At 60.0% G+C, this 22,666-nt stretch carries 24 protein-coding genes; 19 read left to right on the top strand and 5 right to left on the bottom strand.

Going from position 1 to position 22,666, the window contains the following annotated elements; translation table 11 throughout:
- The first annotated feature begins 14 nt into the window (after positions 1-14).
- Together ROSMUCSMR3_RS11805 and ROSMUCSMR3_RS11810 are read left to right on the top strand one after the other, a co-directional pair.
- Complete coding sequence (locus tag ROSMUCSMR3_RS11805; protein ID WP_081507428.1) at positions 15-1,226, top strand: acetyl-CoA C-acetyltransferase; 1,212 nt, start codon at positions 15-17, stop codon at positions 1,224-1,226.
- 15 nt (positions 1,227-1,241) lie between these two features.
- Positions 1,242-3,440, top strand: coding sequence for a 3-hydroxyacyl-CoA dehydrogenase NAD-binding domain-containing protein (locus ROSMUCSMR3_RS11810; protein ID WP_081507429.1), 2,199 nt, complete (start codon positions 1,242-1,244; stop codon positions 3,438-3,440).
- 112 nt (positions 3,441-3,552) lie between these two features.
- Here ROSMUCSMR3_RS11810 and ROSMUCSMR3_RS11815 read toward each other — a convergent pair whose 3' ends face one another.
- Positions 3,553-4,203, bottom strand: a complete 651-nt coding sequence (locus ROSMUCSMR3_RS11815; protein ID WP_008279607.1) for a carbonic anhydrase — start codon at positions 4,201-4,203, stop codon at positions 3,553-3,555.
- 146 nt (positions 4,204-4,349) lie between these two features.
- Here ROSMUCSMR3_RS11815 and ROSMUCSMR3_RS11820 point away from each other — a divergent pair, with 146 nt between their 5' ends.
- The 8 genes from ROSMUCSMR3_RS11820 (at position 4,350) to ROSMUCSMR3_RS11855 (ending at position 11,174) form a co-directional block, all read left to right on the top strand.
- Positions 4,350-4,742 (top strand): hypothetical protein, encoded by a 393-nt coding sequence (locus ROSMUCSMR3_RS11820; RefSeq protein ID WP_081508615.1) that lies wholly within the window; start codon positions 4,350-4,352, stop codon positions 4,740-4,742.
- Between the two features lie 79 nt (positions 4,743-4,821).
- Entirely contained in the window at positions 4,822-6,201 is a 1,380-nt protein-coding gene (locus tag ROSMUCSMR3_RS11825; protein ID WP_081507430.1) for a leucyl aminopeptidase family protein, read from the top strand.
- Entirely contained in the window at positions 6,198-6,947 is a 750-nt protein-coding gene (locus tag ROSMUCSMR3_RS11830) for a C40 family peptidase (RefSeq protein WP_081507431.1), read from the top strand. Before ROSMUCSMR3_RS11825 ends, ROSMUCSMR3_RS11830 begins: the two co-directional genes overlap by 4 nt.
- On the top strand, positions 6,944-7,912 hold the full coding sequence (speB, locus tag ROSMUCSMR3_RS11835; protein ID WP_008279603.1) for an agmatinase: 969 nt from the start codon (positions 6,944-6,946) through the stop codon (positions 7,910-7,912). Before ROSMUCSMR3_RS11830 ends, speB begins: the two co-directional genes overlap by 4 nt.
- A gap of 115 nt (positions 7,913-8,027) precedes the next feature.
- Positions 8,028-9,206, top strand: coding sequence for a 23S rRNA (adenine(2503)-C(2))-methyltransferase RlmN (rlmN, locus tag ROSMUCSMR3_RS11840; protein WP_081508616.1), 1,179 nt, complete (start codon positions 8,028-8,030; stop codon positions 9,204-9,206).
- A gap of 4 nt (positions 9,207-9,210) precedes the next feature.
- Positions 9,211-10,164, top strand: a complete 954-nt coding sequence (locus ROSMUCSMR3_RS11845) for an amidoligase family protein (RefSeq protein ID WP_081507432.1) — start codon at positions 9,211-9,213, stop codon at positions 10,162-10,164.
- A complete protein-coding gene (locus ROSMUCSMR3_RS11850; protein ID WP_081507433.1) occupies positions 10,161-10,880 on the top strand; it encodes a gamma-glutamyl-gamma-aminobutyrate hydrolase family protein in 720 nt (239 codons plus the stop codon). The genes ROSMUCSMR3_RS11845 and ROSMUCSMR3_RS11850 overlap by 4 nt, the downstream gene beginning before the upstream one ends.
- A gap of 105 nt (positions 10,881-10,985) precedes the next feature.
- Positions 10,986-11,174, top strand: a complete 189-nt coding sequence (locus tag ROSMUCSMR3_RS11855) for a hypothetical protein (protein ID WP_008279599.1) — start codon at positions 10,986-10,988, stop codon at positions 11,172-11,174.
- Between the two features lie 136 nt (positions 11,175-11,310).
- Here ROSMUCSMR3_RS11855 and rpsU read toward each other — a convergent pair whose 3' ends face one another.
- Positions 11,311-11,517, bottom strand: coding sequence for a 30S ribosomal protein S21 (gene rpsU, locus ROSMUCSMR3_RS11860; protein ID WP_008207378.1), 207 nt, complete (start codon positions 11,515-11,517; stop codon positions 11,311-11,313).
- Between the two features lie 106 nt (positions 11,518-11,623).
- On the opposite strand from rpsU, the gene ROSMUCSMR3_RS11865 reads away from it, so the two are divergent.
- Positions 11,624-12,313 (top strand): COQ9 family protein, encoded by a 690-nt coding sequence (locus ROSMUCSMR3_RS11865; RefSeq protein WP_081507434.1) that lies wholly within the window; start codon positions 11,624-11,626, stop codon positions 12,311-12,313.
- A 16-nt stretch (positions 12,314-12,329) separates the two neighbouring features.
- On the top strand, positions 12,330-13,313 hold the full coding sequence (locus ROSMUCSMR3_RS11870; RefSeq protein WP_008279597.1) for an NAD(P)H-quinone oxidoreductase: 984 nt from the start codon (positions 12,330-12,332) through the stop codon (positions 13,311-13,313).
- A gap of 103 nt (positions 13,314-13,416) precedes the next feature.
- Here the strand turns inward: ROSMUCSMR3_RS11870 and ROSMUCSMR3_RS11875 are convergent, their stop codons facing one another.
- Entirely contained in the window at positions 13,417-13,704 is a 288-nt protein-coding gene (locus tag ROSMUCSMR3_RS11875; protein WP_037270194.1) for an HU family DNA-binding protein, read from the bottom strand.
- 132 nt (positions 13,705-13,836) lie between these two features.
- Positions 13,837-15,300 carry an AMP nucleosidase gene (locus ROSMUCSMR3_RS11880; RefSeq protein WP_198385516.1) on the bottom strand — a complete coding sequence of 488 codons (1,464 nt, stop codon included), beginning with the start codon at positions 15,298-15,300 and terminating at the stop codon, positions 13,837-13,839.
- 62 nt (positions 15,301-15,362) lie between these two features.
- Between ROSMUCSMR3_RS11880 and ROSMUCSMR3_RS11885 the strand changes: the two genes are divergently transcribed.
- Complete coding sequence (locus ROSMUCSMR3_RS11885) at positions 15,363-15,806, top strand: VOC family protein (protein WP_081507436.1); 444 nt, start codon at positions 15,363-15,365, stop codon at positions 15,804-15,806.
- Positions 15,803-16,558, top strand: a complete 756-nt coding sequence (locus ROSMUCSMR3_RS11890) for a class II aldolase and adducin N-terminal domain-containing protein (RefSeq protein ID WP_008279593.1) — start codon at positions 15,803-15,805, stop codon at positions 16,556-16,558. Before ROSMUCSMR3_RS11885 ends, ROSMUCSMR3_RS11890 begins: the two co-directional genes overlap by 4 nt.
- 36 nt (positions 16,559-16,594) lie before the next feature.
- Here ROSMUCSMR3_RS11890 and ROSMUCSMR3_RS11895 read toward each other — a convergent pair whose 3' ends face one another.
- On the bottom strand, positions 16,595-17,479 hold the full coding sequence (locus tag ROSMUCSMR3_RS11895) for an HAD-IIA family hydrolase (protein ID WP_081507437.1): 885 nt from the start codon (positions 17,477-17,479) through the stop codon (positions 16,595-16,597).
- A 300-nt stretch (positions 17,480-17,779) separates the two neighbouring features.
- On the opposite strand from ROSMUCSMR3_RS11895, the gene ROSMUCSMR3_RS11900 reads away from it, so the two are divergent.
- From ROSMUCSMR3_RS11900 to ROSMUCSMR3_RS11920, 5 genes are all read left to right on the top strand, one after another.
- Positions 17,780-18,556, top strand: coding sequence for a DeoR/GlpR family DNA-binding transcription regulator (locus ROSMUCSMR3_RS11900; RefSeq protein WP_037297008.1), 777 nt, complete (start codon positions 17,780-17,782; stop codon positions 18,554-18,556).
- Entirely contained in the window at positions 18,556-19,590 is a 1,035-nt protein-coding gene (locus ROSMUCSMR3_RS11905) for an ABC transporter ATP-binding protein (RefSeq protein ID WP_198385517.1), read from the top strand. The genes ROSMUCSMR3_RS11900 and ROSMUCSMR3_RS11905 overlap by 1 nt, the downstream gene beginning before the upstream one ends.
- A 42-nt stretch (positions 19,591-19,632) precedes the next feature.
- On the top strand, positions 19,633-20,889 hold the full coding sequence (locus ROSMUCSMR3_RS11910) for an ABC transporter substrate-binding protein (protein WP_081507439.1): 1,257 nt from the start codon (positions 19,633-19,635) through the stop codon (positions 20,887-20,889).
- 75 nt (positions 20,890-20,964) lie between these two features.
- Positions 20,965-21,858 (top strand): carbohydrate ABC transporter permease, encoded by an 894-nt coding sequence (locus tag ROSMUCSMR3_RS11915; RefSeq protein ID WP_081507440.1) that lies wholly within the window; start codon positions 20,965-20,967, stop codon positions 21,856-21,858.
- Positions 21,855-22,664, top strand: a complete 810-nt coding sequence (locus ROSMUCSMR3_RS11920) for a carbohydrate ABC transporter permease (RefSeq protein ID WP_008279586.1) — start codon at positions 21,855-21,857, stop codon at positions 22,662-22,664. Before ROSMUCSMR3_RS11915 ends, ROSMUCSMR3_RS11920 begins: the two co-directional genes overlap by 4 nt.
- Positions 22,665-22,666: the final 2 nt, after the last annotated feature.

Raw genomic sequence — 22,666 nt, forward strand, 5'->3', positions numbered from 1 at the left:
AGAAGGAGACCGATATGTCTGACGCTTATATCTATGACACCGTGCGCACCCCACGCGGCAAGGGCCGCAAAGATGGCGCGCTGCACGAGGTGACGGCTGCGCGCCTAAGCGCACAGGTGCTCAATGCGCTGAAATCCCGCAACGGTCTTGATGGTCACGCCGTCGAGGACGTAATCTGGGGCAATGTCACGCAGGTGATGGAGCAGGGCGGCTGCCTTGCGCGGACTGCCGTTCTCGCCTCTGATCTGGACGAGAGCATCCCCGGCCTTGCCATCAACCGCTTTTGCGCCTCTGGCATGGAGGCGGTGAACCTTGCCGCCAACCAGATCAAGGGCGGGGCCGGTGAGGCCTATATCGCTGGCGGGGTCGAGATGATGGGCCGCGTTGCCATGGGCAGCGACGGGGCGGCGATTGCCGTGGACCCGTCGATTGCGATGGACACCTATTTCGTGCCGCAAGGCATCAGTGCCGATATCATCGCAACCGAATATGGCTTTACCCGTGACGAGGCAGATGCGCTTGCCATGGAATCCCAACGCCGGGCCAAGGCGGCCTGGGATGACAATCGCTTTGCGAAATCCATCATCGAGGTGCAGGATCAGAACGGCCTGACCATTCTTGACCATGATGAGTATATGCGCCCGGGCACCGATATGCAGACACTGGGCGCGCTCACCCCGGCCTTTCAGGCAATGGGCGAGGTGATGCCGGGCTTTGATACGATCGCCAAGATGAAATATCCCCATCTGGAGCGGATCAATCATGTTCACCACGCGGGCAATTCATCCGGCATCGTCGATGGTGCGGCAGGGGTGCTGATCGGGTCTAAGGAATTTGGCGAGAAATGGGGCCTTAAGCCGCGCGCGCGGATCGTGCAGACCTGCAAGATCGGCACGGACCCAACGATCATGCTGACCGGCCCCGTACCGGCCACGCAGAAAATTCTTGCCGACAGTGGCATGTCGATTTCCGACATCGAGCTATTCGAGGTGAACGAGGCCTTTGCATCGGTGGTTCTGCGGTTTCAGCAGGCGTTCAATGTCGACCCAAACCTTGTGAACGTAAACGGTGGATCCATCGCCATGGGCCATCCGCTGGGGGCGACGGGCGCGATCATCATCGGCACGCTGCTGGATGAGTTGGAGCGCACGGGCAAGGGCACCGGCCTTGCCACGCTTTGCATCGCCTCTGGCATGGGTGCCGCCACCATCATCGAACGCGTGTAAGAGGAGCTGACCAAGATGACTGATTTCACAATTCAAAAACACGCCGATGGTGTCGCGATCATCACCTGGGACACGCAGGGCAAGTCGATGAACGTGATGAACGCGCAAGGGTTTCTCGACCTTGAGGCGCTGATTGATGACGCGCTTGCGGATGATGCCGTCAAGGGCGTGATCCTCACCTCGGGCAAGCCGGGCTCGTTTGCGGGCGGTATGGACCTCAATATCATTGCCAAGATGCGCGATGACGCGGGCGACAACCCTGCAAAGGGGCTTTTTGACGGGGTGATGGGGATGCACGCCATCCTGCGCAAGATCGAGCGCGCGGGCATGGACCCCAAGACCAACAAGGGTGGCAAGCCGATTGCGGCGGCGCTGCCTGGCACGGCACTTGGCATCGGGCTTGAGATTCCGCTCGCCTGCCACCGGATCTTTGCCGCTGACAATCCGTCTGCCAAGATTGGCCTGCCCGAGATCATGGTGGGGATTTTTCCCGGGGCGGGTGGCACTACGCGGCTTGTGCGCAAGCTGGGCGCGATGGCCGCCTCGCCGCTCCTGCTCGAGGGCAAGCTCAACGACCCGAAAAAAGCCAAAGCCGCCGGTGTGGTGGATGAGGTGGTGCCCGCCGATCACCTGATCGAAAAGGCCCGCGAATGGGTGCTGAGCAATCCCGAAATCGTCAAACCCTGGGATGACAAGGGCTATAAAATGCCCGGCGGCGCGCCCTATCACCCGGCGGGCTTCATGACCTTTGTCGGGGCCTCTGCCATGGTCAATGGCAAGACCCAAGGTGCGTTTCCGGCGGCCAAGGCGCTGCTCTCTGCGGTTTATGAAGGCGCGCTCGTGCCCTTTGACACCGCTCTCAAGATCGAGGCGCGCTGGTTCGTCAATGTGCTGATGAACCCCTCGTCCAGTGCGATGATCCGCTCGCTCTTCATCAACAAGGAAGCGTTGGAAAAGGGTGCCAACCGCCCCGATGTGCCCGATCAGCGCGTGAAGAAAGTTGGCGTCATGGGGGCCGGCATGATGGGCGCGGGCATCGCGCTTGTCTCTGCCATGGCGGGCATGCAAGTGGTCCTGATCGACCAGAAACAGGAGGCCGCGGACAAGGGCAAATCCTACACCGCCGATTTCATGGATCAGGGGATCAAGCGCGGCAAGGCCACAGCCGAGAAGAAGGCGGCGACGCTTGATCTTATCACCGCCACTACGGATTACGCAGCGCTCAAAGGGTGCGATTTGATCATCGAGGCGGTGTTCGAGGACCCTGCCGTCAAGGCCGCAGTCACCAAAGAGGTGCTCAAGGTTGTGGGTGAGGACTGTATCTTTGCCACCAACACCTCGACCCTGCCGATTTCGGAACTGGCCAAGGCATCTGACAACGCTGAGAATTTCATTGGCATCCATTTCTTCTCGCCGGTGGAAAAGATGATGCTGGTCGAGATCATCAAAGGTCAGAAAACCGGCCCCCGCGCCGTCGCCAAGGCGCTCGACTATGTCCGGCAAATCCGCAAGACGCCGATCGTGGTCAATGATGCCCGCTTCTTTTACTGCAACCGCTGCATCATTCCCTATATCAACGAGGGTCTACGCATGGTGGCCGAAGGTGTGGTCCCCGCGCTTATCGACAATGCCGCGCGGCAGCTTGGCTTTCCGGTGGGGCCGCTGCAACTGGTCGATGAGACCTCGATTGATCTGGGTGCCAAGATCGCCCGCGCCACCAAGGCCGCGATGGGCGACGCCTATCCGGATGCCGCCGTGGATGAGGTCATCTTTTACATGGAGGGCGAGGGGCGTCTGGGGCGCAAATCCAAGGCTGGCTTCTTTGACTATGACGACAAGGGCAAGCGTCTTGGGTATTGGCCGGGGCTGGCCGCCCAATACCCCCGCGCCGCCGAACAGCCTGACCTGCACGAGGTTCAGCAGCGTTTGATGTTCGCTCAGGTGCTCGAAGCGGTCCGCGCGCTTGAGGAGGGTGTTCTTGAGGACATCCGCGAAGGCGATGTGGGGGCGATCCTCGCTTGGGGTTTTGCGCCGTGGTCGGGCGGACCGTTTGCTTGGCTCGACATCATTGGCACGCCCTATGCCGCAGAGCGGTGCGATCAGTTGGCCGAGCAATTCGGCCCGCGTTTCGCAACCCCCAAATTGCTGCGTGAGATGGCCGACAAGACCCAGAGTTTCTATGGGCGCTTTGGTGGACAGGCGGCGGCAGCCTGACCATAACAAAAAGCCCGGCGCGCCTTGTTCGAGCGCGCCGGGCTTCTTCTTGGATCAAATACTCATAATCTTTTCTTTGGCTGATCCCAGAGAGGCGCACAAGGCTATGCGCTCAGAGTGGCACAAAGGCATCCTGATTGCCGCTATATTGCTCCAGTGCACCAGAACCTATTTCGTGCCAGAGCCCATGCAGCGTCAGCGCGCCCTCTGACACGGCTTTGGCGACAAACGGAAACGTCATCAGGTTCTCAAGCGAGATCACCACCGCCTGCTTTTCCAGCGCATTCATCTGGGCATCGGCGTCAGCCATATCCTTGACCCGCTCATAGCCTGGCCGCAGGATATCAAGCCACCGACCGACAAAGCTGGTCTGCTTGTCCAGTTCCGGCGCATGGCCCGAGCACATATCAAGACATCCCTTGACCCCGCCGCAGGCGGAATGACCAATCACGATCACATGCGCCACCTTGAGCGCTGTCACCGCATATTCCACAGCCGCCGAAGTGCCGTGCTGCGCACCATCACTCACATAGGGCGGGACAAGGTTGGCGATATTGCGATGAATAAAGAACTCTCCCTGATCTGCGCCAAAGATCGAGGTCACGTGCACCCGGCTGTCACAACACGAAATCACCATGGCGCGCGGGTGCTGACCCTGCTGCGCCAGATGCCGATACCACGACTGGTTCTCGGTATAGCTTGTGGCCTTCCAGCCATGAAAGCGGTGCACCAGATAAGCGGGCAGGGGGCGGGCGTGTTCCATGGTCTCTCCCGGGGTTTGGGCAATCGACTGGTCAATAGTCGGGATTCGCCTCGAATTCGAGGGACAATTTGCGCTGCCGGAAACCATTTGGGAACCGCGACAATGTCATTCTGCCCGCGCCGTGGGGGCAGAGTGAACATGACAACGTGGGTGAGAATGTGGAACAGGTGACATTGCTGAAACAACAAGAGCAGGTGCGGCTCGACGCGTATCGGCTTGCGGCCCTCTATTTGCAACTGGGCGATAGGAATGCCGAGGATGTCGTGTGCCGTGCGCTTGAGGAACTGGCGGCGCGGCTCACGCATGCTGAGCGGCTTTACCGCGAGGGGCAAATGGCCGATCTGCGTAAATGTGTGCGTAGCCTGATCGCAATTGCGGATCAAATCGGCATGCTGCATCTGGCACGGGTGGCGGGGGATGTGACGGGTTCTATCGATGCGGGCGATGCCAACGCACTTGCCGCGACCTTTGCACGGCTTTTGCGGATTGGCGAAGGCTCGCTCTGCGAAATCTGGGATATGGCGGACCCGCTCAATTAGCGGGATCAATTGACGGGTTGCAGGCGGCGTAATCGTGGCTAGGCTGGCGCGCAATACTCCTGCCAAAAGGTCTGCCAGAATGAGCCTCAGATTCGCTGCTCCCGACACGCCCGCCCTGCCGCTGCATCTTGTAGCTGAGGAGGCCCTTGAGGGGTGGCTTACAGGGCAAGCGCCCGAAGTTGCGGCATGGGTGCGCGCCATGGGGTTCACGGGTGCCCTTGGGCGCGTGCTGGTTGTGCCCGATGCGGCGGGTGGGATTGCCATGGGTTTGGGCGGTTACGGATCGGCGACGTCGCGCGCACGGGGGCGGTTTCATCTTGCCGGGATTGCCGCGGCCTTGCCTGCGGGCACCTACCGCGTTGCAGGCCTGCCCGAGGATCAGGCCGAGACCGAGGCGCTTGGCTGGCTCTTGTCGCACTATGCCTATGAGCGCTATCGCGACCAATCCCCGGCCAAGGCAAGGCTTGTTGCGCCCGAAGGCGTCGATGCGGCACGGTTGGAAATCATCGCGGCGGGCGAGGCGCTGACCCGCGACCTCATCAATACCCCCGCGAATGATCTTGGCCCCGATGCGCTTGAGGCGGCATGTGCCGCCATCGCCGATCAGCAGGGCGCGCGCGTGACCTGCGTGCGGGGCGAAGATCTGCTCGCGCAGAACTTTCCGCTGATCCACACGGTTGGGCGCGCCTCGGCTGTGGCCCCGCGCCTCATGGACATGCGGTGGGGGCAGAGTGGCCCGAAACTGACACTGGTGGGCAAAGGCGTTTGTTTCGACACGGGCGGGCTCAATCTCAAACCCGGCTCTTCCATGGGCCTGATGAAAAAGGACATGGGCGGGGCTGCTACGGTGCTGGGGCTGGCGCATATGATCATGGCGCTCGGTTTGCCGGTGCAGTTGCGTGTGCTCATTCCGGCGGTGGAAAACGCGGTTGCGGGCAATGCCTTTCGCCCCGGCGATATCCTGACCGCGCGCAATGGTCTGACGGTCGAGGTCAACAACACCGATGCCGAGGGTCGATTGGTGCTGGCGGACGCGCTATCCTATGGGGCCGAGGATGCACCCGATCTGATGATCTCCATGGCCACCCTCACCGGGGCAGCGCGCGTGGCGCTTGGGCCGGACCTTGCGCCCTATTACACTGACGATACTCGCTTTGCCGGGGCACTCGAGGCCGCCGCCGCGCGCGTGGCCGATCCGGTTTGGCGTCTGCCGTTTCATACGCCTTATGAGGCGATGATCGAGCCGGGCATCGCCGATCTCGACAATGCGCCCTCGGGCGGATTTGCAGGCTCGATCACCGCTGCGCTCTTTCTGCGCCGCTTTGCGGGTGGGCTGAACTACAGCCATTTCGACATCTACGGCTGGACGCCCTCCGCCGCCCCCGCACGCCCCAAGGGTGGTGTCGGCATGGGCGCGCGTGCGCTTTTGGAGGCGCTGCCAGAGGTGCTGGGGCTGTGACCACACCCTGCTTGATTGCCTTGCCTCTCGTTGACCTATTGCGCGGCCCCGACGGCCCGCGCGATCGACAACTTCTGATGGGTGAGGGTGTCACGGTGCAGTCGATCGCTGATGAATGGGCAGAGGTTACAGCCATCCGCGACGGCTATTCGGGTTTTGTGCCTGACTCGGCGCTGACTGAGGGGACAGTTACCCACCGCGTCAGCGCCCGCGCCACGCATCTTTATCCCGCGCCGGATTTCAAGACCCGCGAGCGCTTCAGCCTTAGCCATGGTGCGCGGCTTCAGGTGCTTTCCCAACAAGGCCGATTTGCCGAAACGCCGCAGGGATACGTCCCGCACGCCCATCTGTCATCGCTGGACGTGCTCGACACTGATCCTGTCACCGTCGCCGAAACCCTGCTGGGCACGCCCTATCTCTGGGGTGGAAATTCCAGCTTTGGAATTGATTGTTCGGGGTTGGTGCAGGCGGGGTGTCTTGCGTGTGGCATTGCCTGCCCGGGCGACAGCGGACCGCAAGAGCGCAGCCTTGGCGCGCCTTTGTCTGAATCCGCCCCCCTCCAACGCGGCGACCTCCTCTTCTGGCGTGGTCATGTCGCATGGGTGTCTGATCCCGCCACGCTCCTCCATGCCAACGCGCATCACATGGCCGTGGCCTATGAACCCATAGCGGATGCCATTGCCCGCATCACCGCGCAGAGGGGCGGCCCCGTCACCTCTCGCAAACGCCTGAAAGGACTGTCATGACCTCTGATCCCTTCTTTCACCCGATTTCGGGGTTTGAGCTGCCGCGCTTTGCCGGTGTGCCCACATTCATGCGGCTGCCCTATGTGCCCAATGGGCATGAGCGCTACAAGGATGTGCAAATTGGCCTGATCGGCGTGCCCTGGGATAGCGGCACCACCAACCGGCCCGGCCCCCGCCATGGCCCCCGCCAATTGCGCGATGCCTCGACCATGATCCGCGCGCAGCATCCGACATCCGGCATGCGCCCGTTCGAGGCGGTGAATTGCGCCGATCTGGGGGATGTGGGGCCAAACCCTGCGGATATCATCGACAGTATGCGCCGGATTTCCGAGTTCTACGATACGGTCACCGGTGCGGGGATCATCCCGTTGACCGCAGGCGGGGATCACCTCACGACCCTGCCGGTGCTGCGGTCGCTGGCCCGCCGCGCGCCTGTGGGCATGATCCATTTCGACAGCCATACAGACCTCTATCACTCCTACTTCGGTGGCACGATGTATACTCATGGCACGCCGTTCCGTCGCGCAGTCGAAGAGGGGCTGCTTGATCCAAAACGCGTCGTGATGATCGGGTTGCGCGGCACGATGTATGACACCGAAGATCGCGATTTCGCCGCAGCTGAGGGTATCCGCCTGATCCTGATCGAGGAATTCCACGCCCGCGGCCCTGAAGATGTGATGGCCGAGGCGCGTGAAATTGCAGGCGATGGTGACACCTACGTCAGCTATGACATCGACTTTGTTGATCCAACCTTTGCCCCCGGCACCGGCACGCCAGAGGTGGGGGGGCCGAACAGCTATCAGGCATTGCAGGTCGTGCGCGGGCTTCACGGGGTCAACATCATCGGCGCTGATCTGGTCGAAGTGTCGCCGCCGTTTGACGCCTCTGGCGGCACGGCATTTCTAGGCGCGTCGATCATGTTTGAGCTGCTCTGCGTCATGGCGGGGCAACACGCCGAGGGGTAAGGCCCCAACAGATCACACATGACGCATGGTTTGGCGGCGCGCTCCGCCAAACCCTTTGGAATCCGTGCGCGAATCCTATATGGGATCATATCCCAGCCCGAACCGCGACAGGCCCATGACCCAAACTGCCCCCATTACACAGGATGTGCTGACCATCCCCCGCAAGCTGCCCGACGGGCCGATCAACCTGGTGGGGTTAACGCGCAATGCGCTGCGTGAGGTGCTGATCGCGCATGGCACGCCCGAAAAGCAGGCCAAGATGCGGGTCAATCAGATCTGGCAGTGGATCTATCAATGGGGTGTGCGTGATTTTCATGCCATGACCAATCTGGCCAAAGCCTATCGTGCCCAATTGGCCGAAAACTTTGTGGTGACAATCCCGGAAGTCGTGAGCAAGCAGGTCAGTGCCGATGGTACGCGCAAGTATCTGGTAAGGATCGCGGGCGGCCATGAGGTCGAGGTGGTCTATATCCCCGAAACCGATCGCGGGACGCTGTGCATTTCCTCTCAAGTGGGCTGTACGCTCACCTGTTCGTTTTGCCACACCGGCACGCAGAAACTGGTGCGCAACCTGACGGCGGGTGAGATCATCGGTCAGGTGATGCTGGCGCGCGATGACTTGAACGAATGGCCCAAACCGGGCGAGCCTGCAGGCGAGCGCCCCCGCCTTATCAGCAACATTGTCCTGATGGGCATGGGCGAGCCGCTCTATAATTTCGACAATGTGCGCGATGCCATGAAAATCGCCATGGATGGTGAAGGGATTTCCCTGTCACGCCGTCGTATCACGCTCTCGACCTCTGGTGTTGTGCCCGAGATCGCCAAGACGGCTGAGGAAATCGGATGTTTGCTGGCTGTCAGCTTTCACGCCACTACGGATGAGGTGCGCGATACTCTGGTGCCGATCAACAAGCGATGGAACATCGCCACGCTGCTGGACACGCTGCGCGAATATCCGCGCCTGAGCAATTCCGAGCGTATCACCTTTGAATATGTCATGCTCAAAGGTGTCAATGACAGTGATGCCGATGCCCGCCGCCTTGTTCAACTGATCAAGGGCATTCCGGCTAAGATCAACCTTATCCCATTCAACGAGTGGCCCGGCAGCCCCTATCAACGCAGCGATTGGGAGCGGATCGAACGCTTTGCCGACATCATCTACAAGGCTGGGTATGCCAGCCCGATCCGAACGCCCCGTGGCGAGGATATCATGGCCGCCTGCGGCCAGTTGAAATCCGCCACCGAACGCTCCCGCAAATCCCGCGCGCAGATCGAGGCCGAGGCAGGGCTTTAGCCCAATGACCGCCTTTGCCCCCCTGCCGCAGCCATTCAACGCTACGGGTGATCCCCGCCTTGTCGGTGTCGAAATCGAGCTTGGCGGCTTGCCGGAATCGCGCGTGGCGGACCTGTGTGCATCCAAACTGGGGGGCACGGCGCAACAGGTGGACAGCCATATCTGGCGGGTTGAGAATAGCCAGATCGGACAGATCGACATCTATCTCGACATCTTTCTGCGCAACGCGGAACACAGCAAACTGCGCGATCTGGCGCTAGATCTGGGGCGCGAAGTGGTGCCGGTGGAAATCGTCACCAAACCGCTTGATATGGATGGCCTTGCCCGTCTTGATGATTTGCGGATGACGCTTCGGGATGCAGGGGCTTTGGGCAGCGGCGCGGGCTGGTTCTTTGGGTTTGGCCTGCATCTTAACATTGAGATGGCCAGCGATGCTGATGCCGACACGGTTCGCCCTTTGCTTGCCTATGCGCTGATCGAGGACTGGCTGCGCGCCGCCAATCCTATTGACGAGGCCCGCCGTCTCTTACCCTTTACAGACCCATACCCGATTGATTTTACCCGTGCGCTGATCGAAATGGGGCCAGAGGCCGCGCGTGAGAGGGTGATCGGCAGCTATCTCGAACTGACGCCAAGCCGCAATCGCGGTCTTGATATGCTGCCCCTCTTTGCGCATTTCGACGCGGATCGGATCAAGGCGGCCATTTCCGACAAGACATCGGCACGCCCGACCTTTCATTTTCGTTTGCCCGACTGCCGGATAGACGAGGCCGCTTGGTCGATTGCCGATGAATGGCAACGCTGGTTGACTGTGGAACGGGTGGCCGCCGATATCGCGCTGCTCAAGCGCCTGTCGCAGGCCTGGCAGGACGATCACGGCCTGCTCACGCTGTCGCGTCAAAGCTGGGCCAATCGCGCAGGTCGTATCCTGCAATCGGCGGGGCTTGATCGAGTATGACCGCACGCCGCCCCGTGATCGGGGTCACAGTTTCGCGCCGGTCAGGGTGGCGTATCTTTCCGCTTATCGCGCTTAATGTGTGGTTGGCGGGGGGGCGCGCCCTGCGGTGGCAAGCGGGCCGCGCGGCTGACATAGAGTCGGTGGATGGGCTCATCATCGGCGGTGGCGATGACATCTCGCCGGATCTCTATGGCGGGCGGCTGGTTAAATCCGCGCGACTAGATCCCGACCGGGACGCGCTGGAACGTGGGCTGGTCTTGGCCGCCTTTGCGCATGACAAGCCGGTTTTGGGTATCTGCCGGGGTAGTCAGATGCTCAACATCGCTCTTGGGGGCACATTGCATCAAGACGCGTATGAGACCTATGCCGCCAGCGATCACATTCGCACCGTGCTGCCGCGTAAGACCGTTCGGATCACCGCCGGCACCCGTCTGGCACAGCTTGCGGGCACCCAACCGATGAAGGTGAACGCCCTGCATACCCAGGCCGTTAATCGCTTGGGGGACGGTTTGCGCATCGCTGCGCGGGATAGTGCTGGCATGATTCAGGCTGTCGAGCGGGTCAAGGAACCCTTTGCCTTGGGCGTGCAATGGCACCCCGAGCATCTTTTTTATGCGCATCGGCAAATGGGCATCTTTCGTGCGCTCATCGCAGCGGCTGCGGCGCGGCGCGATCATGCGGCGCAACTGCCCGGCGTGGATGCCGTGGCACGTTGACCCTGTCGCGATAATTCCCCGACCCTGCCATAATCCGGCACGATTACCGCCACATCCGTCACCTATCCCTAAAGTCAGAGGCAAATTTTAACAGGGATAGAAACAATGAACCTGAACCAGAATGAAAGCAGCACCGAAATTCGCAATCTCGTGATGCGCGAGCGTCATCTCGCCGTTTCCGAGCGGGAATGGAAGCACCGCCTGCGCGGGTATGGCTATGCGATCCGCGACACCGCCGAGGGGCGTTTTGTCACCTCGATCCGTCAGGATGCACCGCTCTGCCAACTGAGCTGACCGCGGCCTGTTTCTGGCTGAAATTTACAGGCGACCGGCCCTTTGGCTGATGGGGCTAAGCCCCAAAAACGACAAACCCCCGAAGCATCTGCCCGGGGGTCGTCAAATGTGCCGCAAAAACCTGCGGAGAGCGCTCTTAGAGCATGCCTTCGCGCTGCGCTTTCTTGCGCGCCAGTTTCCGGGCACGGCGAATCGCTTCGGCCTTCTCGCGCGCTTTCTTCTCGGACGGCTTTTCGAAATGTTGCTTGAGCTTCATTTCACGAAAAACGCCTTCGCGCTGCAGTTTTTTCTTCAGAGCGCGGAGCGCCTGATCGACATTGTTGTCGCGAACACTAACCTGCATGTGGTGTCACCACCTTCCTAAGTTAAAGTTGCAATAGATTGCAGGAAGGCGCCGTATAGCAAAGCATCTTGGATTTGTCTAGGGTGCGCCGCAAGGAGGATTTTCGATGTCCGAACCCGATCTGATGACCCGTTTGCTGGATGCCGCAGCGCTCCATGTGCCCTTCGATGGCTGGAGCGAAACCACCCTGCGTCTTGCCGCTGAGGATGCTGGGATTGCCCCCGGCCTTGTGTCCGCGATTTGTCCGCGCGGCGCGGTCGATTTGGCGCTTGCCTATCATGCGGCAGGCGATGCCGCGATGCTCAAACGACTGGCCGAGACCGACCTGAGCGCCCTGCGTTTTCGGGATCGCGTGGCGTTTGCCGTGCGTGTCCGGCTTGAGGCGGTCGAGGATCGAGAACTGGTACGTCGGGGGATGACCCTCTTTTCCTTGCCGCCCTATGCTGCCGATGGTGCGCGCGCCCTCTGGCAAACGGCTGATCACATCTGGACCGCTCTTGGGGACACATCGCAGGATGTGAATTGGTACACCAAACGCGCAACGCTCTCGGGTGTCTATGGCGCGACCGTTCTTTATTGGTTGGGTGACGACAGTGACGGCCAAACCCGTACATGGGACTTTCTTGATCGCCGCATCGAGGGTGTAATGCAGATCGAAAAGCTCAAGGCGCAGGCCCGTGACAACCGTTTGGTGTCGGGCCTCATGGCGGGACCGCTCAGTTTTTTGAGCCGTATCCGTGCGCCGCAGCCGGGCGCACAGACGGGTATGCCGGGCCGCTGGAATGGCCCGAACTGAATATAAGGACAGATGAATGACCAAGACGATGCAGGCCGTCGAAATCACGCAGGCGGGTGGCCCCGAAGTATTGCAACTGACCACTCGCCCCATTCCCGCGCCACGCGCAGGCGAGGTCGTGATCCGGCTGGCCTATGCCGGTGTCAACCGCCCGGATGCCTTGCAGCGTGCCGGGCTCTATGCGCCGCCGCCCACGGCCTCTGACCTTCCGGGGCTTGAAGGGGCAGGGGAAATCGTGGCGCTTGGTGCGGGCGTCACGCATTGGACGCTTGGCGATCAGGTCTGCGCGCTATTGCCCGGTGGCGGTTATGCCGAATATGTGGCCACGCCCGCAGCGCATTGCTTGCCGGTGCCGCATGGCCTTAGCCTCGAACAGGCCGCCTGTCTGCCGGAAACCTTCTTCACCGTCTGGTCTAACGTGTTTCAGCGCGGCGCACTCAAGGGGGGCGAGCGGTTTCTTGTGCATGGCGGTTCATCCGGGATCGGCACCACGGCCATTCAACTCGCCCACACCTTCGGCGCGCGGGTGTTTACCACGGCAGGCTCTGCCGAGAAATGCCAGGTCTGCATGGATCTTGGGGCCGAACGCGCGATCAACTACCGCGAAGAGGATTTCACCGAGGTGTTGTCTGCCGAGGGCGGCGCAGATCTTATCCTTGACATGGTTGGCGGCGATTACCTGCCCCGCAACGTCAAGGCGCTGGCCGATGATGGACGCCTCGTGCAGATCGCCTTTCTCCAAGGCCCCAAGATCGAGCTGAATTTCTCTCAGGTGATGATGCGTCGCCTGACGATCACCGGCAGCACGCTGCGCCCGCAAAGCGATCTCGCCAAGGCGCGGATTGCCGAAAGCCTGCGCACCCATGTCTGGCCGCTGCTGGAGGCGGGTAAAATCGCGCCTGTAATGGATTCCGAATATCCGCTGGCCAAGGCTGCTGCTGCGCATGCGCGGATGGAGTCGAGCGGGCACATCGGCAAAATCGTCCTCAAGGTTGCGTGACCCGGGTCAACGATCGAGACAAATAAAAAGCCGCCCCATTGGGCGGCCCTTTTGATCTCTGGTGCAGGCTGGCGGCGCGAATTCTGCGCCAGCGGGCCGCAGATCAGCCGTTCACGCTGTCCTTGAGTGCCTTTGCAATGGTCATCTTGACCACCTTGTCGGCCTCTTTCTTCATCTGCTCGCCTGTCGCGGGGTTGCGCACCATACGCTCGGGGCGCTCACGGCAATAAATCTTGCCGATGCCGGGCAGGGTCACGGCACCGCCGGCGGATACTTCACGGGTGATGATCGCGATCACGGCGTCCAGAGCTGCGCCAGCGGTCTTCTTGTCACTGCCCATATCATCGGCCAGAGCGGCGACGAGTTGGGTCTTGGTCATGGGTTTTGCCATTTTATGGTCTCCTTACAACTGCCCGTCCCTTGGGCCTCATGCGCGTGATTAAACGCCATGATGTGGCTAAACACAACGGCTAGTGGGCAAAAGCAAGCCCTTTTGCTGGATTTTGTGCGGATTTCCGTCGGGTCAGAGGAAAGCTGTCTCTTCAAAACTGCGCAATTTGCGGCTGTGGATGCGTTCAAGGGGCATGCGGCGCAATGATTCCATGGCGCGAATCCCAATCATGAGGTGACGTGAAACTTGGGATTTGTAAAAATCCGAGGCCATGCCGGGCAGCTTCAATTCGCCCTGCAACGGCTTGTCCGAAACGCAAAGCAGCGTGCCATAGGGCACACGGAAGCGGAACCCGTTGGCGGCAATCGTGGCGCTCTCCATGTCCAGCGCGACGGCGCGCGACTGGCTGAGGCGTTGCACTGGCCCCGATTGCTCGCGCAGTTCCCAGTTGCGGTTGTCTACGCTGGCGACTGTGCCGGTGCGCATGACGCGCTTGAGGTCGAACCCCTCAAGCTGCGTCTCGGCGGCCACCGCCTCTTGCAGTGCGATCTGTATTTCGGCAAGCGCGGGGATGGGCACCCATGCGGGCAGATCGGCGTCAAGCACGCGATCTTCGCGCAGATAGGCATGGGCCAGCACGAAATCGCCCAAGGATTGCGAATTGCGCAGCCCCGCGCAATGGCCGACCATCACCCAAGCATGCGGGCGCAGCACGGCGATATGATCGGTCGCGGTCTTTGCGTTGGACGGACCCACCCCAATATTGACCAAGGTGATCCCCGATCCATCCGCCCGCTTGAGGTGATAGGCGGGCATCTGCGGCAATCGTTCGGGCGCAGGCAAGATATCATCCGGCCCGGTGATCTCGGCATTTCCGGTGCTGACAAAAGCCGAATAGCCGCTGTTCGCGTCCCCCAGCATGCGCCGGGCGTAGGTCTCGAATTCCGAGACATAGAATTGATAGTTGGTGAAGAGCACGTAATTCTGGAAATGGCAGGGATCGGTTGCCGTGTAATGCGTGAGGCGTGCCAGCGAATAATCCACCCGCTGCGCAGTGAACGGTGCCAAAGGGGCTGCCCCGTCCAGCCCCGGCAGCCATGTGCCATTGACGATATCGTCATTGGTGGTCGCCAGATCCGGCACGTCAAAGTAATCGCGCAGGGTGAATTCTGCGGCACCTTCTTGTGGCACGCTGAGGTTTGCATCCCCCGCCACCGCGAAATGCACAGGAATAGGCGTGTCAGAGAGGCCGATCATGACCCCGACACCGTGATTGTCCATCAAGAGGCCCAGTTGTTGCTCCAGATAGGCGCGGAACAGGATGGGGCGCGTGATCGTTGCGGCATAGGTGCCGGGGTTCGAGACATGGCCAAAGCTGAGCCGACTGTCGACCTTGGCATAGGTCGTCGTGGTCAAACGTATTTCGGGATAAAAGGCGCGCACCCGGCCCATCGGCAGGTGCCCGGCCAAAGCCTTTGCAAAGGCTGTGCAGAGAAACTCTGTGCTTGCCGCATAAAGCTGACAAAGCCGATCCACCGCCGCGCGCGCCTCTGTGAACGCCTCTGGGGCGATCTTGTCGGGGGTGCTGATGTTCATGCGTGTCTCCTGCGGCATGCTCTCAGGTTGACACGTGCCGGGGGCATGATCAAGCTGAGGCCATGGATTACGAAACGATTACGCCTGAGGAATTCGGGGCCAGCCTGCGCGGGCTTGGCCTCAACCTCTTGGTGCGCGATGTGCGGGTTGAGGCGGCTTTTCTTGTCAGCGTTTTCGGCATGGCGGCCCACCGTCTGAGCGCGGATTTTGCGATCATGGTCTATGGCGATCAGGTGATGCAACTGCATGCCGATCATACCTACGCCGCCAACCCGATCCTTGGCCTTGTGCCTGAGAGCCCGCCGCGCGGGGCCGGGGCGTCTTTGCACCTTTTCGACAGCGATCCCGACACGGTTGCCGCCCGCGCCGAAGGTGCAGGCGGCATGATCCTGCAACCGCCCACCAACAAACCCCACGGGCTGCGCGAATGCTGCATCCTGTGCCCCAATGGTTATGCGTGGGTCGCCTCCCGGCCCCTGACCGAGATTGAAAGGAAAGCGAAATGAATGTGACAAACCTGCGCCCCAACATGGACCACTGGCAAGAGCGCGTGGATCTTGCCGCGGCCTTTCGTTGGACCGCGCGCCTGAACATGCACGAAGCGGTTGCCAATCATTTTAGCCTCTCGATCAATGATGATGGCACGCGGTTCCTGATGAACCCCAACCAGATGCATTTCGCCCGTATCCGCGCCAGCGATCTGATCGTTGTGGATGCCAATGATCCCGAAACGCTAGAGGGGCCAAATGCGCCTGATCCCACCGCCTGGGGCCTGCATGGGGGGTTGCACCGGCACTGCGCCCATGCCCGCTGCGCCATGCATGTGCATTCTATTCATGCCACTGTGTTGGCCAGCCTTGCCGATAGCCGCCTGCCGCCCATCGACCAGAACTGTGCCACGTTTTATAACCGGCATGTGGTCGATGAGGGCTATGGCGGGCTGGCGTTCGAGGATGAGGGCGCGCGCTGTGCACGGCTTTTGACCGACCCCAAGAAGAAGGTGCTGATCATGGGCAACCACGGGGTGATGGTGATTGGCGATAGTGTCGCGGACACGTTCAACCGCCTCTATTATTTCGAGCGTGCCGCCGAGACTTATATCCGGGCGTTGCAAACCGGGCGCCCCCTGCGGGTTCTGTCGGATGCGGTTGCGGAAAAGACGGCGCAGGAACTTGATGATTACCCGGGCCAGGCAGATCGGCATCTGTCGGAACTCAAGGCCATTTTGGACGCTGAAGGTTCGGACTACGCGCAATAGTGTCTTGCCGTTGCAGCCACGTGCGGCGCGCCTGTCTCAGATGCGGGACAGGCGCCACGTTGGGAAAAGGGTCGCTTGACTGAGATAGACGCTGGTGTCCTGACCAGAGAAGAGGCCGTCTTGTTCCACAAGGACCGTTTGCCAATCCCGCGCCGCAGCCCCCAGAATATCTGTGTGAAGCGTGTCGCCGCACATGACAATTCGATTGCGCGGTAGGCTAGGCAAGGACGCCTCAACCATTTCGTAGACGGCAGGAAACGGTTTGCCAAAGAACCGCACGTCTGGAATGCCGCGATCCGCAAGTTGATGCCCGAAATAACCGGGCTCTAGCGAAAAGCCGTGTTCGCGCGGGGCAACCAGATCGGCGTTGGCGATGATCACTGGCCTCGGGCGCTTTAACAGTGCGGTTTCGAGCAGCGCTTGGCGATCCAGCGACCAGACCTCGGTAGAGAGAAAAACAAAGCCTTCGACCTGATCATAGCTGATGGGATCATCCACCAGTCGCCGGGTAGGGGCGGAAATATCGGACAGATTGTCCTGTGGCGCGGCGATACATCCCCAAAGCCTGTCATCCAGATGCGCCAATGTGGCATCTCGGCTGGTGATGATCTCGTGATCCCTGACCCCCATGCCCAGATTTTGAAACTTGGTCATGGCGCCGGCATGGGTGTAGCTGGCCGCGTTGGAGAGAATGCGAATCTGGCATCCGATTTCTCTCAACTCTCTCAAACGTTGCGCGGCGCCGGGTATGGCCGCCTCGCCGATATTCAGCACACCGTAAGCGTCAAAGACAAAGGCATCTGCTTGTGCTGCGATGTCATGCAGAGAGCTGATTTCCCGCGTCCGTGTTGGCGAGTGAACCCTTGGCAAGCGGTGGCGCACGGCCTCGTAGCGGTCGAAAATAGTCGCGACAGTGTCCATCAGTTTGGTGAAGCCTCCGACTTGGTCGAACTGCGTGTGCCGCAAGGCCGCAGAATAGACCCAGCTCAGGAAAACTTACAGTGCAGAGAAGAAATTGAAAGTACAAAACAACAAAGCGACATTTCACATAGGTGTCATATTTTCGAGTTAGGCCTGTAAAAGGGGTTTAATTTGGAAAGTATTCGCGATTGCTGTGATGATCTTAATTTTTTGGCCCTGAGACTAGAGGGAAACCAAGCAAAAAAATGTTGCTTTGTTGCATTTCGTGACCAACAATCGCGCAAAGTTATGGAAACTCACATGGCGTCCAAGAAAAGTCGGCGACACGACCTTATTCAACAGGTTGTTCAAGAACAGGGAGGCGTGAGTGTGGGCGCGCTCGCCGACATGTTCGGCGTCTCGATGCAGACGATCCGGCGCGATCTTGATCTGCTTTGTGATGGTGAAACCCTCCACCGCGCGCATGGGCGCATCGAGCTTGCCGAGGGCCGTCGCAATACACCGTTTGACCAGCGGGCGGGCACCAATCTTGTAGGAAAGCGCGCTATTGCCAATGCGGCGGCGGCGATGATCCCCAATGGGGCAACGGTCTTTATCTCCATCGGCTCTACCGTGCTCAGCGTGGCGCGGGCGCTGCATCGCAAAAGGGAATTGACCGTCGTCACCAACAACCTCAGCGCTGCCATGGCGCTGAGCGAAGAGATTTCCAATCGCATCATCGTTCCGGGTGGGGAACTCCGGTTGCCAGACCGCGATTTTGTCGGCGAGGAGGTGGTCGAGTTCTTTGGTCGTTACCGCGCCGAATTCGCCCTCTTTGGAACGGCGGGGATCGGAGCGGAGGGCGAGTTGCTGGAGTTCCATCAAGCCGAGGTGCGGGCCACCGACCGCATGTGGCAGAACGCGCGAACATCCATCCTTGTGATAGATCGTAGCAAATTCGGGCGTCTGGCCCCCGCCGTTGGCGGCAATATTGCTCAGATCGACCATATAATCTGTGACCGCGCGCCAGCCGCGCCGTTTGACCAACTGGTCGAGCGTCTGGGAGGCCGGATCACATTTGCAGAGGACATTGGCTGATGTCGGATGCGTTTGTAGACGTGCGAGAGGTCGCAAAGCGTTGGAAGGGGCAGCTTGGCGTCGAGCGGGTTTCCTTGTCGATCCCGCGCGGATCGTTTGTGGCCCTGCTTGGGCCATCTGGTTGCGGAAAGTCGACCACTTTGCGCCTGCTCTCGGGGCTGGAACTGCCGGATGAGGGGCAGATCTTGATTGATGGACGGGACGTGACCACGGCCGCGCCGTCTGAGCGAAATCTGTCGATGGTGTTTCAGTCCTACGCGCTCTTTCCACATCTCAGTGTCGCGGAGAATGTGGTTTTCGGGCTCAAGGTGCGCCGGGTGCCTGCGGCTGAGCGGCGGGAGAAGTTGCAACGCGCCCTCGAGATTACCGGATTGTTGGGGTACGAGGCACGTAAGCCGGGTGAGTTGTCCGGGGGCCAGCGGCAGCGCGTGGCGCTTGCCCGTGCCATTGTGGCGAACCAGCCGCTTTGCTTGATGGATGAGCCTCTGTCGAACCTTGATGCCAAGCTGCGGGCGTCGGTCCGCAAGGATATCAAGAAACTACAGGTCGATCTGGGTATCACCGTCATCTACGTGACCCATGATCAGACCGAAGCCATGAGCATGGCCGATATCGTTGTGTTGATGAAGGACGGGCGCATCCAGCAAACCGGCGCACCCGAGGACCTGTATTACCGCCCTGCCAATACATTCGTCGCGGAATTTGTCGGCTCTCCGCCGATGGCATTGATTGATAGCGCGACGCTGCCCGGTTTTGAGGGGGCTGATAAAATTGGCCTGCGCGCAGAAAGTTTGCGTTTGGCCGGTCCGGGCAAGGGGCGCCTGAAATGCCGCGTCTCCGAATGTGAATTCCTCGGGTCAGAGACCTTCGTAGGGCTGACACATCCCGGTGCGAATGGGTTGGTGATCGCTATGCCGGGATTGCGGAACATCCCAGCCGGAGACGTGCTCGACATAGATTTTGCCGATGATGATCTGCACTTCTTCGACACAGAAGGAAACAGGCTTCGGCATCCGAATGGCGTGACGGCGTGAGGTCACGTTGGAAATACCGTGTTTAATTCTTGGGAGGACATCATGAACACCATCAGAAAGATCACTCTGGCCACCGCGTTGGCGACATTGACTGCCGCGCCGGTGGCTGCGCAAAACGAATTGACGATGTATTACCCGATTGCGGTTGGCGGCGCGCTGACCGAGGTTGTCGATGGCATCGTCGCCAAGTTCGAAGAGGCCAATCCGGATATCAAGGTCAACGCGATCTATTCGGGCAATTACGACGACACGCGCGTGCGTGCGCTCTCGGCCATTGCCTCGGGGGAGTCTGCGCAATTGGCGGTGATGTTTTCCATCGACGCCTATGACCTGATCGAGCAGGGCCAGATTGTGGCCTTTGAGGATATCGAAGGTGTGGACCAAGGCTGGCTCGATAGCTTTTATCCCGCGCTGATGGCCAATGGCCGGATCGAGGGCAAGACATGGGGCATCCCGTTCCAACGCTCGACCATCGTGGCCTATTACAACAAGGACATGTTCCGCGCTGCAGGTCTTGATCCAGAGGCCCCGCCGGCCAGTTGGGACGAGATGGTGAGCATGGGCAAGGCCCTGACCAAGGATGGCACCTATGGGCTGATGATCCCCTCGACCGGCTATCCCTATTGGATGTTTCAGGCGCTCGCCATCCAGAACGGCAAGGAGCTGATGTCCGGCGACGGGCTGGAAACCTATTTTGACGACCCGGCAGTCGTCGAAACGCTGGAGTTCTGGAAATCACTCTCGACCGAGCATGGCATCATGCCGACTGGCACAGTTGAATGGGGCACATTGCGTCAAGCCTTTCTCGAAGGGCAGACCGCAATGATGTGGCATTCCACCGGCAACCTGACGGCGGTCAAGAACGAAGCCAGCTTTGATTTCGGGGTGTCGGTGCTTCCGGCGAATGTGCGGCCCGGCTCGCCCACCGGCGGTGGCAATTTCTATGTCTTCGAGGACACAACCACAGAAGAGCGCGCCGCAGCCCTCAAACTGATCGCGTTCATGACTGCACCCGAACAGGCGGCGGAATGGTCGATTGCCACCGGTTATATGGGCGTGTCGCCTGCGTCCTACGAAACGGAGGCGCTCAAGGCCTATACCGCAGAGTTCCCACCGGCTCTGGTTGCGCGCAATCAGCTTGAGAACGCGATTGCCGAATTCTCAACTTTCGAGACGGCGCGCGTGCGTGATGGGCTCAATAACGCCATTCAGGCGGCCTTGACGGGCGGCAAATCGCCCGCCGATGCACTGGCCGAGGCGCAGGAGGCTGCCGAGCGGCTGTTGAAAGACTACCGGTAATTTGTCGCCCGGTGATCCTTTTGTCGACGTCGGGCTTAGGTCTGGCGTCGACATTGACTGTATAAAAGGCCGAACATGGCGCAGCACGTGAATATAGAACGCCGCAGACAGGCGATATACGGATGGCTTTTGCTATCCCCCGCCGCAATCCTGCTTACGGCTTTTGCGTTTTATCCCTCTATGGCGACGTTGTGGACAAGCCTGTTCAGCCGCGAAACGCGGCGCAAACCCAGTGAATTCGTAGGCACAGAGAATTACACGGATCTTTTCGCCGATCCGACTTTTTGGAAGGTGGTGACGAACAACCTGATCTATGCTGGCGCAACAATTCCGATTTCCATAGCGATTGCTCTTGGCATGGCGCTTTGGGCCAATTCCAAGATCCCGGCACGCGGATTCGTGCGTACCGCCTATTTCACGCCGACCGTGCTACCGATGATTGCCGCCGCAAACCTGTGGCTCTTCTTTTACACGCCGGGATTGGGCGTTCTGGATCAAATTGGGGCGCTCTTTGGCTTGCCGTCGGTCAATTGGCTGGGCCAGCCGGAAACTGCGCTTTGGGCGGTGATTATCGTGACGATCTGGAAGGAGGCGGGGTTCTTTATGATCTTCTACCTTGCCGCGCTTCAGACCATCCCCGAAGACCTCAAGGAAGCTGCTGATATCGAAGGGGCCAGTCGCTTTACCTATACGCGCCGGATCGTGCTGCCGCTTTTGATGCCGACCACGCTTTTCATCATGGTCAACGCCCTGATCAACTCGGTCAAGCTGATCGACCACCTCTTTATTCTGACCAAGGGCGGCCCAAACGACGCCTCGAAGCTGATCCTCTATTACATCTGGGAAATGGCGTTCGCCTTTTTCGATGCGCCGCAGGCGGCGGCGATGACTATTCTTATTTTGCTCGTTCTTGGCATCGTGGCGGGGATCAAGTTCACCATTCTTGATAAGCGGACACATTACCAATGAGCGTCCTGTCCCGACATCTTGAGACTTTTGGCGCGCTTTTGCTGGCCGTGATCTGGATCTCGCCGCTGGTCTTCGCTTTTTGGGCGGCGTTTCACACAACCTCGGATGCGGTCAATTTCAACCTGACCGCGCCATGGACTCTGGACAACTTTCGCACCGCTTGGGCGGGTGCGCCGTGGCTGAAGTATTTCCTCAACACATTTCTTTTGGTGACGGTCATCCTGATCGGACAGTTTTTTGTCACGACATTGGCCGGGTTCGCCTTTGCACAGGTGCGGTTTCCGGGGCGGGACGTGGTGTTTCTTCTGGTCTTGATGCAGCTCTTCATCCTGCCAGAGGTGTTGATCGTCGAGAATTATGTGATGGTTTCGCGGCTTGGTCTGTTCGACACGATCCTTGGGGTGGGTATGCCCTATATGGCATCTGCGTTTGGAATCTTTCTGATGCGGCAGGCCTTTAAGGGTGTGCCTATTGAGCTGCATGAGGCGGCACGTGTCGAGGGCTGCGGCTGGTTCGGCATCTTGTGGCGGGTCTATGTGCCCCTCGCGCGGCCCACTTACCTTGCCTATGCACTGGTCTCGGTCTCGACCCATTGGAACAATTTTCTCTGGCCGCTGATTGTCACCAACTCGCCGGATACTCGGCCTCTGACCGTGGGGTTGTCGATCTTTGGCGCACCTGAGAATGGGGTGAATATCAGCGTGATTTCCGCAGCGACAATCCTGTCAGTGGCCCCCTTGCTCGTGGCATTCCTTGTCTTTCAACGCCAGTTCGTACAGGCCTTTTTGCGCACAGGGATCAAGTAAAC

Source organism: Roseovarius mucosus, assembly GCF_002080415.1.
GTDB lineage: Bacteria > Pseudomonadota > Alphaproteobacteria > Rhodobacterales > Rhodobacteraceae > Roseovarius > Roseovarius mucosus_A.